Genomic DNA, 17,150 nt, shown 5'->3' on the forward strand with positions numbered 1-17,150 from the left:
CTCATCGCGGCGCCTCGCGCAGCACCACGGTGCTCGGTTGCGGATTGAAGTCGAACAGCGCCGGTTGCTGCACGCGTCGCGCCGGCGCATCGGCCGGCAGGTCATGGAAGGTGATTGCCCGCGCGCCCGTGGCGGAGGTGGCGATGCGACCGACGCGCGCATCGTTCGCCAGCGTCGGCAGCCGTCGTACCGCGTAGGCCAGCCATTCGTCGATGCGGATGCGGCCGTCGCCGTCGAGATCGGCGTCGCCCGCACGCAGTCCATCCACGGCCAGGGCGTAGGTCAGCAGGCCCTGGCCCAGGCGCGCGTCCTCGAGCGCGACGTCGTCGGCCTGGGTCGCGGCAAGGATGCGGAGGCCCTTGTCGTAGGCGAGCTGGCCGAGCCCGCTGTCGCCCATCGGTCCGGGCTTGAAGCGGCCGTCGGCGACGCTGGCGGCGGAATGGCAGGCGTCGATCACCAGCGCGATTTCGCCCGCCTGCATCGCCTGGAATGGCGCCACCAGATCGGCGGTTGCGAACACGGTGGCCGGGTCGGGCGCATCGGCGCCATCGGGCCAGCGGCCGTCGCCCGGGATCAGGTAGAAGTCGCCGCGCGGATTCGCCCAGCCGTGGCCCGAGTAGCTGACGATCACCGCGTCGTCGGGCGTCGCCGCATGCAGCGTGCTCGCGTCGATGCCGTCCGCGCGGAGGGCGGCGAGGGTGGCCTCGCGATCGCCGCTGCCCGCCAGCAGCGACAGCACACGGCCGAGCGTCACGCGATCCACCCGCGTGCGTTTGCCATCGGCATCGCGTTCGGCGGCAAGCACCAGTCGATGCGTCTCGTAACCGGGGATGGCGGACAGCGCAGACGCCATCAGCCGGGCATCGGCGACGGCGTAGTTCAGGCGGAAGCGCGGCGTGTCGTAGTCGTCGATGCCGATCGCCAGCGCGTAGGCGCGGCGCGGGCGTGGGGTGACGGGGGTGCGGTTCCACGCCATCGTCGTCGTTTCGCCCTTGATGCGGTCCTCGTTGAAGGCGTAGGCGGAGAAGACCTGCGAGGCGTCGTCCGCCTGCGTCGGCAGCGGCACGGTGAACTCAAACCGGTGCACGCCGCCGGTGACCGGTACCGCATTGCGCGTGCGCCATCCGGCAAGGTCGCCGCCGTCCGCGTCCCGCTGCACGGGCGCCATCGCCACCAGTCGGCCATTGCGGAACAGCCGCGGGTTGAACACGCCGGACCGGGTCTTGCCGTTGGGCGCACCGGCATCGACGCCTTCGCGCACTTCGATGGCGACCACGGCCTCGGCCGCGTCGCGACCCGCATGCACATCGGTGATGCGCACCGAAGGCAGCACGCGGTTGAGGCTGGCGATGGCCGGCAGCGGCTTGAAGGCGTCGGCGCAGGTGTCGTTGGCGCGGCAATCGAGCAGCCGCCGGTACAAACCGGGTTCGTAGTAGTCGCGCATGAAGGTCTGCGCGGCCAGGCTGCGCCACGGCGCATCGGGCACCACCCAGCGCACCAGTGCGGTGTCGGCGTCCAGGTTGGTGTCGTAGCGGCCGCCCGGCGCGACGGCGAAGTAGCGGTTGCCGGGGAAGGTCTGCAGCGTGAGCTGCCATGCGCCGTCGCCGGTGTCGTGGAAATGGATGGCGCCGTCGTCGGTGGCGACCCACAGCAGGCGGCTGCGCTCGATCCAGCCGGCACGAACGAGCGGTGCGGACAGCGGGATGCGCGCGACGGTGCGGCCGCTGTCGAGGTCGAGCAGGGTGCCATCCTCCAGCCCGAGCACGCGGTTGTCGCCGATCGCGACCGCACGACGCGAAAAGCCGGCCACCGTGCGGGCCTTGGCGCTCGCGTCCGTGTCGACGAGGTAGAGGTCGGCGCGCGGGTCGTCCGGCTGTGCCGCCTTCGCGTGGGTGAAGACGATGCGGCGGCCGTCGGCACTGAAGGACAGCGCACGGACGGTGGCGTCATCGGTGAATCGGCCGGCACCGCCGAGCGGATCGACGATCTCCAGCAACTGGCGTGGCGCGGCCGCGTTGCCGCCCACGAGGTCCAGCAGCCAGAGGCGCAGCACCTGCTTCGCGTCCTGCGCATCGGCGCGATCCCAGCTGCGGGTCGCGACCGCCAGGTGTCGACGGTCGGGCGAGGTCTCGATCGCGGTGATCACCTGGCCCGACAGCGCGCCGGGCGGCATCGGTCGCCAGTGCGTCGTGCCGGCTGCGAGGAACGCCAGTCCCGTCGGCGACGGATCGTAGGTCTCGTTGCCATCGTCGGCATGGCCGTCGGCGCGTACGCAGAACACGCCACGCATGCGCGCCCGGAAACAGCCCGTCGCCACGGACCCGAGCGCGACGAGCGCACCGCCATCCGCCAGCCTCATCTGCCATCGGCTTTCGATGGAGGGGCAGTCGTTGCGCGCGGCGCATGGCGGATCCACCATCAGCGCCGGGGGCAGTCCCGCCTGTGCGTCGGGCATGTCGTTGGTGGCGTCGTAGCCGTCGCTGCCCAGCAGGTAGCGCGTCGTGTCGAGCCATTCCACATGGTGGTAGGCGCGGTCGGCGGTGAATGCGCGATCGCCGCTGCCATTGGCCAGGTGCAGCGTTTCCACGCGTGCGCGTGTTTCGTTGTCGAGGCCTTCGACACGCACGAGATGCAGTCCATCGGGCGAGAGATCCGCGTCGAGGAAATAGCTGCGCGGATTGCCGGTCAGCGCACGCCGTACCGTGTCGCCTGCGGTGGCGAACAGGGTGACACCGTAGCGGCAGCGCTGCGGCGAGGTGCAGCTCGGTTCCGGAAAGACGATGTTCTCGTCGGTGAGGTCGAACAGGCCGCGACGGCCGTCGGCGTGGTTCGGTTCCGGACGCAGTTGTCCATCGGGCGAGACGGGCCAATGCGACGCGGCGCTACCCGCACCGTCGGCTGGAACCGCGACGCTGGCATCAGCGCGGACGACGCGGGTCGCCAGGTCGAGCACATAGGTGCACCAGCGCGTACCGGCGTGATGCGCGGCCCCGCAAGCACGGGCAGCATCGCTGTCGTTGCCGCCCGCGTAGGCGATCACCAGCGTGTCGGAGGAGGTGCCGTCAGCGAAAGCGTGGAAGTGCAGCGGTGCCGGCTTCTCGCCTTCATCCTGCAGCGACCGGGGATCGAGCGGCACCTGCGCGTGGTCGAGGATCGTGCCATCGGCCACGTTCCAGAGGACGAGTGAACCATCATGGGCGAGCGAGACGAGATGGCGACGCTGGTCCACCCAGCGCACCGCGACGACCGGCGCCTGATGCCCGAGCTGCACGATGATCTTCGGTTCGGGCGCGGTGGCCGGCGATGCCGGCGCGGCGGTGGGCGCGGATGCGCGCGGCGTGGCCGCATCCTGCCCGGAACACCCGGCCGTGAGCAGGGCAGCGCAACAGCACAGCAGCAGACCCGCAATGCGCATCGTGGTGCTCCGTGGCGTGTATCGCCCGGAGCCCCCACTCCGCCGACCGCCGGAGCATAGCACCGGGCGTTGGCCGGATCGCCGGCGCCTGTCTGCCGGGACGGCGGTGCCTACGTGGCCGGCGCCCGCTGTGCCCGGCGCAGGAAGCGGACGGCCGCGCTTTCCCATTGCCGCGGACCGCTGGCGCCCCGCGCGATGCGCTGCACCTGGCCGGTTTCCCAACCGGCGAAGATGCGTGGATCCACGTAGTTCTTTTCGCAGATGCGCGGGGTGTTGCCGAGCAGGTCGGCCGCGCCGCGCAGCACCGCCTGCCTGACGCGCGTGCGCGATGCATCGTCGTCGGGAAGGTCGACCGTCGCCAGGGTGCGGAACGCGAACAAGGTGGCGCCCAGGGTGCGGAAGTCCTTCGCGGTGTAGGGTCCTTGCAGTTGCGCCTGCAGGTAGTCGTTGACGTCGCCGGACGTGATGCGCTGGACCGTTCCGTTCTCCCGGTACTGGAACAGGGCTTGCCCCGGCAGTTGCCGGCATTGCCGCACCAGGCGCACCAGCCGTGCATCGGACACGTACGACTCGAGCGCCTTGCCACCCTTGCCACGGAAGGCGAAGCGCACTTCGCTGCCGGCGACGAAGTGCGCATGGACGTTGCGCAGGGTGGTGAGACCGTAGGAACCGTTCTGCTTCTGGTAACTGGCGTTGCCGACGCGTAGCAGCGTGTGGCCGAGCAGGGCGACCACCAGTGCGACTACCTTCTCGCGCGGAAAGCCGGGCAAGGCGAGATCGGTGCGGACCTGGCGACGCAGCTGCGGCAGCGCTTCGGCGAACGCGATCAGGCGGTCGTACTTGCGTGCGCCGCGCTCGGCCTGCCAGGCGGTGTGGTAGCGGTACTGCTTCCGCCCGCGTGCGTCGCGGCCGGTGGCCTGCAGGTGGCCGCGCGCGTCGGCGCATATCCACACCTGCGTATATGCAGGCGGAATGGCCAGCTGTCGGATGCGCGCGAGGGTGGTCGCGTCGCGTACCGTGCGTCCGCGCGCATCCAGGTAGGCGAAGCCACGCCCGCGGCGACGCCGACGCAGCCCCGGCATGGCATCGGTGGTGTAGTGCAGGCTGGCCACAGGGCCTCAGAAATCGTCGACGTACTCGAGCACCAGCCCGTACCGCGCACCTACATCGTCGGCGGTGGCGCCCACGGTGTCGGCGTACGGCGAGGCGACCTCGACCTCCAGCGCATGCACGTCACTGGCGCCGATGTCGTCGGGCAGCCCGGCCGAACTGGAATCGTCGTCGTCCATGTGCGGCATCAGGTCCGCCAATTCCTCGACGCGTTCCACCCCGTCGACGCCCTCCAGCGCCGCCATCAGGGCGTCGAACCCGGTGCCCGGGCCGGTGGCCCGCAATCTGATCATCGTCATCGTCGGTTCCGTGTGCGCAAGGTGCGTTGCGCGTGGATCGACCTTAGGTCGCCCCGGATCATACCGCCGTGAAATCTCCCCATCGGACGCGCGCCCAGGTCAGCCGGTGTTGGGGCAACGTCCCCCCGCTCCGCCGATGCACCGGGTGCGCTGTCGGTGCTGTCCGAGGTTGGTAGGGAGAGACGGGCGATGTACGCTGCGTGCTACCCCTGACGGGCTGGTCGGGAAGAAACGGACATGATCCGATGCGTGGGGTTGCTCATCCTGTGGTTGACGTCGACGGCGGTGCCGGCCGACGCAGCCTCGCTTGCAGGAGCGGCAGCGGACAACGTCGTGCAGGATCGCGTTCCGCTGGATTACCTGCCGGCACTGAAGGGCGATTATTTTCCGTTGACGGATCGCGCGTCCGGCCGCGTGCACCATGTCTACGTACGCTATCCGGAGGGGTACGACGCCACCGCCGCCACACGCTATCCGGTGGTGTACGTGCTGGACGGCGATAGCCTGTTCCCGCTGCTGGCACCGACGCACCTGTTCCTGCATTACGACGAACAGTTGCCCGAAGCGATCATCGTCGGCATCGCCTATGGCGGTTTCGATCCGGCCATCAACAAACGGCATGTCGATTTCACTGCACCGGGGAGTGATACCACCACGGAGCAGGGCGGAGCGCCGGGCTTCCTCGCGTTCCTTCGCACACAGGTCGTGCCGGAGGTCGAGCGCCGCCATGCCGCCGATCCTGCGCGGCGCATGCTGGTGGGGCAGTCGCGGGCGGGCTACTTCGTGCTGTGGTCCGCGCTGCAGGACCCGGACCTGTTCTGGGGACGGATCGCCAGCAACCCGTCGCCGGGACCGGCGCGCGAGCAGTTGTTCGCGCGGTCGCTGCCGCACACGCGCGACGACCTGCACGTGGTGGTCGCCAGCGGCACGCGCGACACCGCCGAGCGCCAGCGCATCGCGCGCGACTGGACCACGCACTGGATGGCGCCGTCGTCGGTGCCGCCGTGGCAGGTGACGCTGCTGACGATGCAGGACGGCACCCATGCGGCGACGATCGGCGAGAGCTACCGTCGCGCGATGTTCTGGCTGTTCCGCGAGGACATCGCTGCGCCGGTGGACTGATCCGTCGGGCGAACAGGCATTCGGTCCGTACACAGCGCGTCATTCATGCGTGTACCCGTGTTTCCTTCGTCGCGACGGACCGGGATCCGTAACCGGATTCACGGAATGCGGCCGCCTGTCGGAAATCGGCGCTCGATGTCACACGCCCGGCACGTGCGCGATTTAGGCTCGTCGCATGGACACGTTGGCTGACATCCGGGCGATTCTCGCCACCGCCGGGCAGCGCATCGAACGGGGTGCACTGCGCGAGGATCCGCGCCTCTTCATGGATGCGTTGTGGCGGCAGGTCTACGACCGCGCGCCCGACGACCTGCAGCCCTATGTGTGGGCGCGCCTGACGGACTTCGCCGCGCAGCTCGGGGTGAGGGGCGACGTCGCCGCCGATCGACGCCCGGTGCGTGCGCCGCCGGAGGTATTCGCGCGCCGCTGAGCCGTTCCGTTCATCTCATGCTTGCGGTCGCGCATGACCTGCATGCGATGCGCGTTGCGTTGTGTCTGTCGAACCGACACGGACGATCCCTCTCGCATGAATTCCGGCACCACCATCCGTCCCGCACGCCTGTCCGAGGCGGCCGCGCTGTCCGACCTGATGCGCCGCACCTTCGTGGCCGCCAATGGCCACTGCGGTACGCCCGGGAACGTGGCGGCCTTCCTCGACCAGGCCTACACCCCCGAACGGCAGGCGCAGGAGATCCGCGACCCCGACACGCTGACGCTGATCGTGGAGCAGGATGGCGAATGGGCAGGCTTCGCGCAGTTGCGCTGGGGCACCGTGCCGCCCGCCGAGGTGACGCTGCGGCCGGCGGTGGAGCTGGGCCGCATCTACCTGGATGCCGCCTTCCACGGCAAGGGCATCGCGGCGCTGCTGGTGACGCACCTGCTGGCGGCGGCCCGCCTCCGCCATTCGCGGTCGGTCTGGCTCAGCGTCTGGCAGGAATCGCAACAGGCCATCCGCTTCTACCGCAAGCATGGCTTCCAGATCGTCGGGCGCTCGGTCTTCCACGTCGGCGACGTCACCACGGAAGACTGGGTGATGACGCAGGCGCTGCCGGTCTCCTGACGCTGGACGCGTCCGCGAGGCGCTATCCGAAATCCGAACGGAAAACCAGTCCCGCGCAGGAGTGATCCGCCCGGGGAAGCTCTTGTTACGCTCGCAGGTAAATACAGGTACAGGCGTTCTGGCCGGGGGTGTTCCCTGGCGGACGCTTGGGGATGCGGATGGGGATCCGCGCCCCCCGTGCCTGCAGGCGACCACATCTGCTGACAGGGGGCCCCGGCAAGGGGCGGATGAGCGATATGACGAAGTTCCCATGGGTGTACCTGGTCGTGGTGGCCGGCTTGCTGTCCGGCCCCGCGCATGCACGCAACGGCGGCGCGCAGGACCTGGATCCGGGCCAGAAAGGACCGGTCACGGGCCTGGGTATCGAGGCGCACGACATCCAGACCATGTCGGACCGCATGGTGCGCGACATGCTGGGCAACGCGACGCTGGCCAACCGCGCCACGCCGCCGCGGATCATCGTAGACAGTGCATTCTTCACCAACGAGAGTTCGCAGCGGATCAACAAGAACCTGATCACCGACCGCCTGCGCGTGGGCCTGAACCGTGCAGGCAGGGGCCGCATGGTGTTCCTTGCGCGGCAGAACGCCGCGATGATCGAGCAGGAACGCGAACTCAAGCGCGAAGGCGTGACGGACACCGGTACCGCGGGGATGACGCGCGCGCAGTTCGGTGCCGATTACCGGCTGACCGGCAACATCGCCAGTACCGAAGCACGCGATCCGAAGACCGGCACCCTGCAGCGCTACACGCAGATCGTGTTCGAGATGGTGGACCTGGAATCGGGTGCCATCGAATGGTCCAACAGTTACGACATCGCGCGCGCCGCGACCGATGACGTGATCTACCGCTGAATCCACGCCACGCCACGCAGCAGTACCGTCGAGACCGCGCCACGGGAAGGGTGGCGCCCACGCTACAGGGGAAAACCGAATGAAGTCCCATGTCCTGCGGCGTTCCGCGCCGCTGCTGTGCCTGCTGCTGGTCGCCTGCGCGGCCAAGACCCCGCGCCCGGTCGATCCGAACGCGCAGGTGCCGCCGCCGAACCATCCGGCGCCGGTGAAGTCGCAGGTGTCGCCGTGAAGCGCGCGCTGCTGCTGGTCGCGCTGGCCAGCCCGATGGTGGCGCAGGCGGCGATGGCCGAGAACACCGTACTCAAGTGCAAGACGTGGCAGGCGCGTCGCGCCGCGCCGGTGGCCGGTCCCGTGCTGGTCGCGAACGTCCCGAGGTCGATGACGCCGATCGACCTCAACGCGGTGCAGTTCACCGACAAGCCGTTGACCCGGCAGGTGCTGGTGGAAGGCCTGTTCGCGCGCCGCACCGAGACCGACACCGTCGAGGTCACGGCACGCCTGGTCAATTGCACCGACAAGCCGCTGCAGGTGCAGGCGCGCTCGTCCTTCATGGACATGACCCAGGCACCGACCGAGCCGGTGTCGGCATGGACGCAGGTGTTCATTCCGCCGAAGGGCACGGGGACCTACCGCGAACGCTCGATGTCGCGCGACGAGGTGGAGTACTACCTCATCGAACTGGCCCCCGGCCGCTGAGCACGGAGGCCCACGATGAGTTCCATGCCCATGCAGTTCGCGCTGGCCTGCCTGCTGCTGTCCGCATTGCCCGTCGCCGCGCAGTACCGCGAGGGGACACCGCCCGTGCTGACGCCCGCGCCGAAGCACGACCCGCAGGCTGCGATGCTGGATGACACCGCATTCCGTGCCGCCTACGCCAGGGCAGGCAGCCCGCGCGTTACCGTGTTCTGGAACCGCCAGCTGAGCGATACGCTGAGCACGCAGTACGACCAGGTGCAGCAGGCAACGGTGCAGACGTCGGCTGCGCGCGTCACCGGGATCAGTCCTACCGGTCGTGCCGTCGGCACGGTGCAGCAGTCCGCGGCCGTGGCCACGGTGCACGAAGGCGAACGCGCACTGCCCGACAGTGGCGCCGCCATGCGCTCACTGATGAGCGAGCGCAACGAATGGCCGATCGCCAGCGCCTTCAGTACGCGCCTGCAGCGTGCGGGCGTGAACCTGGTGGACCGCACGATGGCATTGCGGTCGCAGGCGGCCGGTACCGGCCGCGACCAGCGTCGCGACGTGCAGGCGATGGAGATCGATGCGCTGCAGGGCAAGTCCGAACTGCTGGCCGAGGTCTTGCAAACACCGGATCCGCGCTCGCCGTTCGGCGTGGTCTTCCGCGTCGACATCAAGGACGTGAAGAGTGGTGCGCTGGTGGCCAGCGTGGTCAGCGACGGCAAACCGCCTGAAAAAGGCCCTGGCCGTCATGTCGCCGGCCGTGGCGGCTTCGTCCGCGAAGCCGCGCCCGAACCCACCTTGGCCGACATCGGCGAAGTCGTCGCCCACGCCACGCTGCAGGCGTTGGCTGCGCAGTGGCGCTGACGCCCTCCAGGAGCCTTCGATGATCCGTCCACCTTTCCGCCACCTCTGCCTGCACGCCGCGATGGTGGCCGCCGCCGCGATGGCCGTGCCGGCAGGGGCGCAGCAACCTGCGGAGGAGCCATCCGCATCCGCGTCGCCGGGGCCGGTCCCCGGCATGGACCCGCAAGGGGCGTATGCGGGGACGGAAAACCTCGATGCACCCGCCATTCCGATCTTCTTCAACGAAGCCTACGAAGGCCGTCTGTCGCTGGAGAATGGAGCCAGGACCGGCTACCGCAAGCTCTCGTACTTCAAGTACGAACCCGCGCCTCAGCCCGTCGTGTTCTTCTACATCGACCTGTACGAGAACGAGAAGATCACCTTCGGCGTGCAGACCGATTCGCCGAAGACGCTCCAGGTCAACTTCGACTACGAAAAAGTGGATCGCAAGGGCAACCGCAAGTGGGTCAACGAAACCGGCGGCATGTTCGGCTTCGGTGCCAGCGTCCGTTGCACGCAGATGTTCCAGGCGGGCAAGACGCGCCGTTACCGCATCGAAATCTTCCCGCAGGAAGTGGACGTGGAGGCGAACTACAAACTCATCGTGCTGCCGCGCAACGAAACCGAGGTGGCGGAGTGCGGGGAAAAGCTGTCGCCGGCAGCGTTGGCGCTCTTCGACTCACCCGGCAGGCAGGCCTCGCTGGAGATCGCCAAGGCGTGGCAGGACAAGCCATTCGTGCCGACGATGGCGGCGCCGGCGATCTACACGGCCGACGCCGGTCCGGATGCAGAGGCGTATGCGGCCGGCAAGCCGCAGGCGCTGCAGGCGTTCTATCGCGCATTGCACGCCGACGGCGAACACAATGCCGTGCTGAACTTCCAGCGGCTGGGCCTGGCGGCGATGGAAGCCGGCGAGTACGGCGATGCCGAATGGGCGTTCGACCGGGCGCTGGAGCGTATCGAAGCCTTCTACGGCAGCACCGAAACCGCGAAGGCGGCCCGTTCGAAATGGACCAGTGAAGGCATCAAGGATTACAAAGGCGAGCCCTACGAGCGCGTGATGGCCTACTACTACCGGGGGCTGCTGTACCTGCGGACAGGCGATTACCAGAACGCGCGTGCGGCGTTCGTCGCCGGCGAATTCCAGGACACGTTGTCGGAGACGGAGGAATTCCAGGGCGACTTCGCGCTGATGAACTACCTGGCGGGCTGGTCGTCGTACTGCGGTGGCGATGCGGGGCTGGCCGACGAAGCCTTCGCCCTGGCGGAGCAGGTGAATCCGGCCATCCGCCGCCCGCAGGACGAGACCACCCTCCTGGTGGCGGACATCGGACGCGCGCCGGTGAAGTTCGGTCGCGGGCTGGGCGGTCGCCTGTTGACCTTCGTCCAGGCGGACCAAAGTGGGGCCGAGGACACCGTGACGGTCACCACGGGCAGCGAAGCGAAGGCGCTGGGGCAGGCATTGCCGGTGTACACCGATGTCGCCTTCCAGGCCACCACGCGCGGCGGTCGCGCGTTCGACACCATCCTGGATGGCAAGGCGTCGCTCCAGCATGGCGCGCGCAACTCCGTCGAAGTGGGGTATCTGATGACGCAGACCGGCATCCTGCCGTTGCAGGTCGCCGGCCTGCTGATCACCGCGATCTCCGGGGGTGTGCACAGCAAGGTCAGGCCGGATGCCGACATCCGTGTCTGGGACACGTTGCCGCACCATGTTTCGGTGGGACTGTCCAGGCAGGCATCGACATCGCCGATCGCCTACGCGTTCCAGGGGGAGCATGCACTGGCCACCGGCACGCCGATGATGCGCGCGCAGGCGGGCAGGTGCGGTATCGCATGGAGCCGATCGCGTTCGGCGCTCAACGTGCAGGCGGGTGCGCCCGGCAACTATCCGGATGTCGTGGCGGCGCGCCTGAAGCGCGCCGACGCCGTGCAACGCGATGCGGCCTTCCGCGAAACGCTGCGTCGTGCCACCGAGGACGTGGACCAGGGCGCAGTCGCCCCCTGATCACCCCGGGTCCGCGCGTTCCGGGATGCGCGGAACGGCGAGGCTTCAGACGGTCGGCTGGCGCAGTACCGGATTGTCCCAGCCGGGGCGTGGCGCGAAACGATCGCCGTGGCGCGCCTGCAGGGCCTTGAGTTTTTCCAGCAGCGCGTCGGGGCCGACCGCCTTGACGTGCTCGATCGGGCCGCCACGGAACGGGGCGAAACCGGTGCCGAAGATCACGCCGGCATCCAGCAGGTCGCTGTCGGCGACCACGCCGTCGTGCAGGCAGGCGACGGCTTCGTTGAGCAGCGGCAGGATCAGGCGGTCTTCGAGATCGTCGGGCGCCTTGTAGTCCTGCGGCACCTGCGGTTTGACGGCTTTGCCGTTCTCCCACTTGTACAGGCCCTGGCCGTCCTTCTTGCCGCGCTTGCCGGGTTCCACCGTCGCCAGTGCGGCGGGCAGCGTCAGGCCGAGGAACGGCGACAGTTCCGCGCCGACGCCTTGTGCCACATCCAGGCCGACGGTGTCGATCAGCTCGATCGGTCCCATCGGCATGCCGAACTTCACCGCCGCCTTGTCGATCACCGGGCCGGGGATGCCTTCGGCATAGGCGGTCGCCGCTTCCAGCATGTAGGGGAACAGCACGCGGTTGACCAGGAAGCCCGGCGTGCCGGCGACCGGCACCGGGAACTTGTCCAGCGCCTTGCAGAAGGCGGCCAGCCGCTTGACGTTGGCCTCGTCGAGCGCATCGTGCTGCACGATTTCCACCAGCGGCATCAGCGCGACCGGGTTGAAGTAGTGCAGGCCGGCGAACTGCGCCGGACGCTGGATGTGCTCGCGCAGTTCGGTCAGCGGAATCGACGACGTGTTGGTGGTCAGCAGCGCATCCGGCTTCAGGCGTGGTTCGATGGTCTGGTACAGCTCGCGCTTGGCCTCCGGATTCTCGATGATCGCCTCGATCACCAGGTCGGCCTGCGGCACGCCGTCGCCGGCCAGGTCGCCCTTCAGGCGCGCGGCCACGGCAGGACGCTTGCTGTCGTCCTTCACCTTCTTGGCGAACAGTTCCTGCGCACGCGAGAGCGCGCCGTCGATGAAGCGCTGCTCACGGTCCTGCAGGGTAACGTTGAAGCCCTTGTAGGCCGACCACGCCGCGATGTCGCCGCCCATCACGCCGGCGCCGACGACGTGCACGTTGGCGATGCCGTGGTCCTTGCCGCCAAGACCTTTCAGGCGCTCGGTCAGGAAGAAGATGCGGATCAGGTTGCGCGCGGTCGGCGTGCCGGCCAGCTTCACCACGGCCTTGCGCTCGGCGTCCAGGCGGCCCTGGATGCCCTTGCCGCCCGCGGTCTTCCAGACGTTGATCAGCGCGTAGGGTGCGGGGTAGTGCGCCTTCGGCGCCTTGCGCGCGACCTGCTTGGTCATCTGTGGCGCGAGGATCTGTCGGGCCAACCAACTGTTGCTGATCCAGCCGGTGAAGCGTTGCTTGAACGGACGCGTCGGACGCGAGCCGATCAGGGCGACGGCGGCGTCGATCAGCACGGCGGGTTCCGCGATCTTGTCGACCAGGCCCATCGCCTTGGCGGAACCGGCCGACAGCGTGCGGCCGGTCAGCATCATGTCCATCGCCTTCGGCGAACCGACCAGGCGCGGCAGGCGTGCGCTGCCGCCCCAGCCGGGGAAGATGCCCAGCTTCACTTCGGGCAGGCCGATGCGCGTGGAAGGGTCGTTGCTGGCCACGCGGTAGTCGCAGGCCAGCGATATTTCTGTTCCGCCGCCCATGCAGAAGCCATGGATGGCCGAAACCGTGGGGCAGGGCAGTTCCGACAGTTTCTGGAACACGGCCTGGCCACGACGGATAGCGTCGTTGACGGTGCCCTTGCGATCGAACTCCTGGAATTCCTTCAGGTCGGCACCGGCGATGAAGCCACTGGCTTTCGCCGAGCGCAGCACCACGCCCTTCGGCGGATCGATGGCCAGGCGCTCGATGATGTCGGCCAGTTCGATCAGTACATCCTGCGAGAACGCGTTGACGCTGGCGCCCTGGCGGTCGAAGCCGAGCACGACGATGCCGTCGTCGCGCAGCTCGGTCTGCCAGTGACTGAATCGCAGCCCATCGAAGTTCGTGGCCATGCAGGGGACCATCCGTTCACGTATGGATAAGGCCGCTATCATCCCGAGGTTGTTTCATCCCCGTCAAATCCACATATCCCAGGGAACGTCGCCTCGGGCGTGACGGGCGGCAGGGGGATGGTCCCGCTGCTCCGGTTAAATTCTTGATAGGGCAACGGTTTGGACAAGGCGTTGAACTTTCCTCCGCTAGCGCGGTCACAGGGCCCGGCCAACGCCGAGCCGACAGGAGTGCGGCGCGGCATGGCCGAAGTAGATCCAACCCAGGAGCTGGACCTCGAGCTGGTCAGGCGCGTGCAGCGCGGCGACAGCGCGGCCTTCGACCTGCTGGTGCGCAAGTACCAGCATCGCGTGGTGGCGCTGATCGGGCGTTACATCCATGACTGGAGCGAGTGCCAGGACGTGGCCCAGGAGACGTTCCTGCGCGCATACCGCGCGCTGGGCAATTTCCGGGGCGATTCCCAGTTCTATACGTGGCTGCACCGTATCGCCGTGAACACCGCCAAGAACCACCTGGTCGCGCACAACCGACGTCCTCCGACGGCGGACGTGGACGCCGCCGACGCCGAGCAGTACGACATCGGCGCCCGGCTGCGCGACACCGACACGCCCGAGCGCGAGTTGATGCGCCAGGAGCTGGAGTCGACGGTGATGAAGGCGGTGGACGGATTGCCCGAGGAACTGCGGACCGCGATCACCCTGCGCGAGGTCGAAGGCCTCAGCTACGAGGAGATCGCGCAGAAGATGGACTGCCCGATCGGCACCGTGCGTTCCCGCATCTTCCGGGCGCGCGAGGCGATCGACGAACAGATGCGTCCCCTGCTGGACGCCGACAGTGCAACCCGGGAGCGCACCCGCTCATGACCGCCCGCAACGAGACCCCGATCATCGACAAACTCGATACCCATCACCGCCAGCAGCTCTCCGCCCTCATGGATGGCGACCTGCCGGCAGATGAAGCGCGCTTCCTGCTGCGCCGGCTTCAGCACGACCGCGACCTGACCGGGTGCTGGGAACGCTGGCAGCTGTGCGGCGACGTGCTGCGCGGCCAGGGACGTGCGCCCGCGCCTGCCGGCTTCGCCGAGCGGGTGATGCAGGCCGTTGCGGCCGAGTCCGCCACGCCTTCCGTATCGCAAGCCCCTGCATCCCGTCCCCGCAACCTGCTTGCACGCTGGGGTGGCGGAGCACTGGCGGCATCGGTCGCGCTGGTAGCCCTGTTCATGGCGCGCCAGCAATCGCCGCAGGAGGTGCCGGTGAGCGAAGGCACCCAAGTGGCATCCGCACAGAGCGTGCCGCCGGCGAAGGCGCCGGAAACGCCTGCGCCCGACGCCGAGGCATATGCGGTCGCCGCCATGGCGGCCGTGGCCAGTGTGCCGCGGCGCCAGGACAAGGCTCGCCGGAACGCCACGCGTACCCAGCAGGCCGCACGCAGTGCGCAGCGCGTGGCGCGCGCCAACGCGCCGGTCCGCGCCGCCGGGTCGAGCTCGGGCACACCGGTAGCGCCGGCGAATGCATTGGTTGCGGCGGCGCCGTCGCATGCGACCGGTCCGAATCCTTTCTCGCATCAGGCGCAGGAAGCGGGAGGTGTCGTCTCTCGTCCCTGGCCACGCTCCGCGCTGTCCGGCTATCCGTCGGCCAGCGGCGCGCTGACGACGGGATACAGCGCGGATTCGGCGGCCCGGACGTTCTATCCGTTCGCGCCGCAGCTGCCCTCCGTCCCGCCGGTGGCCTTGCCTGCCGACGCGCCGCGCGAATGAAGTTCCGGCTTCCGCACCGGAAGCCGCCGACATCTCCGTTCTTCCTTTCTATCGAGGCTTGCGTTCGATGACTCTCCATGCCCGTCACAGCCTGTTGGCCCTGCTGATCCTGACCACCCCGCTCGCCGCCTGTGCGCAGCAGGCCGAAACACCCGCGCCGGTGGCGGCGCCTGCCGTCGCGCAGTCGGCCGCTCCGCAACTGGTGACCGGATTGCCGGACTTCACCCAGTTGGTGGAGCAGGTCGGTCCGGGTGTCGTGAACGTGGAGGCCACCGTCGGTTCGCGCCGCAGCGCGCAGGCAGGCGAAGAGGCCGACATCCCGGAGATCTTCCGCCGCATGCTGCCGCCCGGTTTCCAGATGCCCGGTCCGGGCCAGCAGGGGCCGCAACGCCGCGGCACGTCGATGGGGTCGGGTTTCATCATCTCGGCCGATGGTTACGTGTTGACCAATCACCATGTCGTGGATGGTGCGGATGAGGTCAAGGTGACCCTGCCGGACCGCCGAGAGCTGGTTGCCAAGGTCGTCGGCAGCGACCAGCAGTACGACGTGGCGCTGTTGAAGGTCGAGGCCAAGGGCCTGCCGACGGTACGCATCGGCAACTCGGCGACGCTGAAGCCGGGCCAGTGGGTCGTGGCGATCGGCTCGCCGCTGGGGCTGGATCACTCGGTCACCGCCGGCATCGTCAGCGCGGTCGGCCGCACCAACCCGTACACCGCTGAGCAGCGCTATGTGCCGTTCGTTCAGACCGACGTGGCCATCAATCAAGGTAATTCTGGTGGCCCGCTGCTCAACACAAGCGGTGAAGTGGTCGGCATCAATTCGCAGATCTTCTCCGTCTCCGGCGGCTATATGGGCATCAGCTTCGCAATCCCGATCGACCTCGCGATGGCTGCGGTGGAGCAGTTGAAGACGACCGGTCGCGTGAGCCGCGGGCAGTTGGGTGTGCAGGTGGGTGCGCTGACAGCCGATGTTGTGAAAGGGTTCAACCTACCGGACAACCGTGGCGCGTTGATTAGCGAGGTGCTTCCAGGCAGCCCTGCAGCGAAAGCCGGGCTGGACCCAGGTGACGTGATCCGTTCGGTAAATGGGCGCGCGATCAACGATTCCAGCGACCTGCCGCCGATCATTGGCGCGATGGCGCCTGGCTCCAAGGTGACGCTCAGCCTGTTGCGTGATGGGAAGATCAAGGACATCACTGTGATCCTGGTCGAACTCGACGAGGGCAGCGTGGCCACCGATTCCCTGCCGACGCCTTCAGATAGGCAGGCCCCACCCGCGGGTCGGAACACATTGGGTATCCAGAGCCAGAACCTGGATGCCGGCAGCCGCAAGCAGTTGGGCGTCGAGTCGGGCGGCGTATTGATCACCCGAGTCGAGGGCGCGGCGGCACGCGAGGCTGGGCTGGTCCCGGGTATGGTCGTCCTGCAGGTGGGTCGCGCCAAGGTGGACAGCCCGGCGGCACTGGATCGGGAGTTGGCCGCCACCAAGGCAGGTGACACGGTGATGCTGCTGGTTCGCCAAAGAGGCGTGACTCGTTTCCTTGCGGTCACGGTTGAAAAAAGCTAAGTCAAGCTAACGCCGAAGCACATCATTTTGCAAAAAAAAAGTAGTTGAACTGCTAGCAGGGGCGTGGTAGCTAGGACATGCCGCGCTGCGCGGCATATCCCGCAAAACTTAAAGGACTAATAGATGGTTACCAAAGCCAAGATCGGGGCACTATTGCTTACGTTGGTTTCGACAGTAGGGCTGCTGGCCGTCCCACTGGCTGCTGTTGCTCAGGACGCCGGGGGGGAAGAAATGGAGGTCTGCCATAGCGGGTATTGTCACGTGTACTGGTACGAGGACGGGTTTCTTAGCTATTGGTACAGCTACATCTATCTCATGATCGCCTGAT

General features: G+C 68.0%; 16 protein-coding genes. 12 read left to right on the forward strand and 4 right to left on the reverse strand.

All coding sequences use genetic code 11. The annotated features are described in order from the left end of the window. Position 1 precedes the first annotated feature (1 nt). The 3 genes from V7060_RS03895 to V7060_RS03905 all read right to left on the reverse strand — a co-directional run bounded on the left by V7060_RS03895 (position 2) and on the right by V7060_RS03905 (position 4,824). On the reverse strand, positions 2 to 3,415 hold the full coding sequence (locus V7060_RS03895; RefSeq protein WP_334177934.1) for a caspase family protein: 3,414 nt from the start codon (positions 3,413 to 3,415) through the stop codon (positions 2 to 4). Positions 3,416 to 3,525: 110 nt separating this feature from the next. Beyond that, entirely contained in the window at positions 3,526 to 4,527 is a 1,002-nt protein-coding gene (locus tag V7060_RS03900) for a DNA topoisomerase IB (RefSeq protein WP_334177935.1), read from the reverse strand. A gap of 6 nt (positions 4,528 to 4,533) precedes the next feature. Next, positions 4,534 to 4,824, reverse strand: a complete 291-nt coding sequence (locus V7060_RS03905; protein WP_334177936.1) for a hypothetical protein — start codon at positions 4,822 to 4,824, stop codon at positions 4,534 to 4,536. A gap of 249 nt (positions 4,825 to 5,073) precedes the next feature. Between V7060_RS03905 and V7060_RS03910 the strand changes: the two genes are divergently transcribed. The 8 genes from V7060_RS03910 to V7060_RS03945 all read left to right on the forward strand — a co-directional run bounded on the left by V7060_RS03910 (position 5,074) and on the right by V7060_RS03945 (position 11,392). Next, positions 5,074 to 5,946, forward strand: a complete 873-nt coding sequence (locus tag V7060_RS03910; protein WP_334177937.1) for an alpha/beta hydrolase-fold protein — start codon at positions 5,074 to 5,076, stop codon at positions 5,944 to 5,946. 175 nt (positions 5,947 to 6,121) lie between these two features. After that, a complete protein-coding gene (locus V7060_RS03915; protein ID WP_334177938.1) occupies positions 6,122 to 6,376 on the forward strand; it encodes a hypothetical protein in 255 nt (84 codons plus the stop codon). 96 nt (positions 6,377 to 6,472) lie between these two features. Further along, positions 6,473 to 7,006, forward strand: a complete 534-nt coding sequence (locus tag V7060_RS03920) for a GNAT family N-acetyltransferase (protein WP_334177939.1) — start codon at positions 6,473 to 6,475, stop codon at positions 7,004 to 7,006. A 236-nt stretch (positions 7,007 to 7,242) separates the two neighbouring features. Then, positions 7,243 to 7,860 carry a penicillin-binding protein activator LpoB gene (locus tag V7060_RS03925; protein ID WP_334177940.1) on the forward strand — a complete coding sequence of 206 codons (618 nt, stop codon included), beginning with the start codon at positions 7,243 to 7,245 and terminating at the stop codon, positions 7,858 to 7,860. Between the two features lie 79 nt (positions 7,861 to 7,939). After that, the gene (locus V7060_RS03930; RefSeq protein ID WP_334177941.1) at positions 7,940 to 8,089 is read left to right on the forward strand and encodes a hypothetical protein; all 150 of its coding nucleotides are present in this window, start codon (positions 7,940 to 7,942) and stop codon (positions 8,087 to 8,089) included. After that, positions 8,086 to 8,556 (forward strand): hypothetical protein, encoded by a 471-nt coding sequence (locus tag V7060_RS03935; RefSeq protein WP_334177942.1) that lies wholly within the window; start codon positions 8,086 to 8,088, stop codon positions 8,554 to 8,556. Before V7060_RS03930 ends, V7060_RS03935 begins: the two co-directional genes overlap by 4 nt. Positions 8,557 to 8,571: 15 nt before the next feature. Then, positions 8,572 to 9,405, forward strand: coding sequence for a hypothetical protein (locus V7060_RS03940; RefSeq protein WP_334177943.1), 834 nt, complete (start codon positions 8,572 to 8,574; stop codon positions 9,403 to 9,405). Positions 9,406 to 9,424: 19 nt separating this feature from the next. Further along, positions 9,425 to 11,392, forward strand: coding sequence for a hypothetical protein (locus V7060_RS03945; RefSeq protein ID WP_334177944.1), 1,968 nt, complete (start codon positions 9,425 to 9,427; stop codon positions 11,390 to 11,392). Between the two features lie 45 nt (positions 11,393 to 11,437). Here the strand turns inward: V7060_RS03945 and V7060_RS03950 are convergent, their stop codons facing one another. Next, complete coding sequence (locus tag V7060_RS03950) at positions 11,438 to 13,501, reverse strand: 3-hydroxyacyl-CoA dehydrogenase NAD-binding domain-containing protein (RefSeq protein WP_334177945.1); 2,064 nt, start codon at positions 13,499 to 13,501, stop codon at positions 11,438 to 11,440. Between the two features lie 240 nt (positions 13,502 to 13,741). Between V7060_RS03950 and rpoE the strand changes: the two genes are divergently transcribed. From rpoE to V7060_RS03970, 4 genes are all read left to right on the forward strand, one after another. Next, positions 13,742 to 14,362 carry an RNA polymerase sigma factor RpoE gene (rpoE, locus tag V7060_RS03955; protein WP_334177946.1) on the forward strand — a complete coding sequence of 207 codons (621 nt, stop codon included), beginning with the start codon at positions 13,742 to 13,744 and terminating at the stop codon, positions 14,360 to 14,362. Next, positions 14,359 to 15,255, forward strand: a complete 897-nt coding sequence (locus V7060_RS03960; protein ID WP_334177947.1) for a sigma-E factor negative regulatory protein — start codon at positions 14,359 to 14,361, stop codon at positions 15,253 to 15,255. Before rpoE ends, V7060_RS03960 begins: the two co-directional genes overlap by 4 nt. Positions 15,256 to 15,322: 67 nt before the next feature. Then, positions 15,323 to 16,822, forward strand: a complete 1,500-nt coding sequence (locus V7060_RS03965) for a DegQ family serine endoprotease (protein ID WP_334177948.1) — start codon at positions 15,323 to 15,325, stop codon at positions 16,820 to 16,822. A gap of 123 nt (positions 16,823 to 16,945) precedes the next feature. Next, positions 16,946 to 17,149, forward strand: a complete 204-nt coding sequence (locus tag V7060_RS03970) for a hypothetical protein (protein WP_334177949.1) — start codon at positions 16,946 to 16,948, stop codon at positions 17,147 to 17,149. Position 17,150 lies beyond the last annotated feature (1 nt).

The sequence above is a fragment of the Pseudoxanthomonas sp. genome (assembly GCF_036845285.1).
Classification (GTDB): domain Bacteria; phylum Pseudomonadota; class Gammaproteobacteria; order Xanthomonadales; family Xanthomonadaceae; genus Pseudoxanthomonas_A.

Coding starts and splice junctions, on each gene's coding strand:
- V7060_RS03895 (WP_334177934.1), bottom strand. CDS start 3,415: ATGCGCATTGCGGGTCTGCTGCTGTGCTGTTGCGCTGCCCTGCTCACG.
- V7060_RS03905 (WP_334177936.1), bottom strand. CDS start 4,824: ATGACGATGATCAGATTGCGGGCCACCGGCCCGGGCACCGGGTTCGAC.
- V7060_RS03915 (WP_334177938.1), top strand. CDS start 6,122: ATGGACACGTTGGCTGACATCCGGGCGATTCTCGCCACCGCCGGGCAG.
- V7060_RS03920 (WP_334177939.1), top strand. CDS start 6,473: ATGAATTCCGGCACCACCATCCGTCCCGCACGCCTGTCCGAGGCGGCC.
- V7060_RS03925 (WP_334177940.1), top strand. CDS start 7,243: ATGACGAAGTTCCCATGGGTGTACCTGGTCGTGGTGGCCGGCTTGCTG.
- V7060_RS03930 (WP_334177941.1), top strand. CDS start 7,940: ATGAAGTCCCATGTCCTGCGGCGTTCCGCGCCGCTGCTGTGCCTGCTG.
- V7060_RS03940 (WP_334177943.1), top strand. CDS start 8,572: ATGAGTTCCATGCCCATGCAGTTCGCGCTGGCCTGCCTGCTGCTGTCC.
- V7060_RS03945 (WP_334177944.1), top strand. CDS start 9,425: ATGATCCGTCCACCTTTCCGCCACCTCTGCCTGCACGCCGCGATGGTG.
- V7060_RS03950 (WP_334177945.1), bottom strand. CDS start 13,501: ATGGCCACGAACTTCGATGGGCTGCGATTCAGTCACTGGCAGACCGAG.
- rpoE (WP_334177946.1), top strand. CDS start 13,742: ATGGCCGAAGTAGATCCAACCCAGGAGCTGGACCTCGAGCTGGTCAGG.
- V7060_RS03960 (WP_334177947.1), top strand. CDS start 14,359: ATGACCGCCCGCAACGAGACCCCGATCATCGACAAACTCGATACCCAT.
- V7060_RS03965 (WP_334177948.1), top strand. CDS start 15,323: ATGACTCTCCATGCCCGTCACAGCCTGTTGGCCCTGCTGATCCTGACC.
- V7060_RS03970 (WP_334177949.1), top strand. CDS start 16,946: ATGGTTACCAAAGCCAAGATCGGGGCACTATTGCTTACGTTGGTTTCG.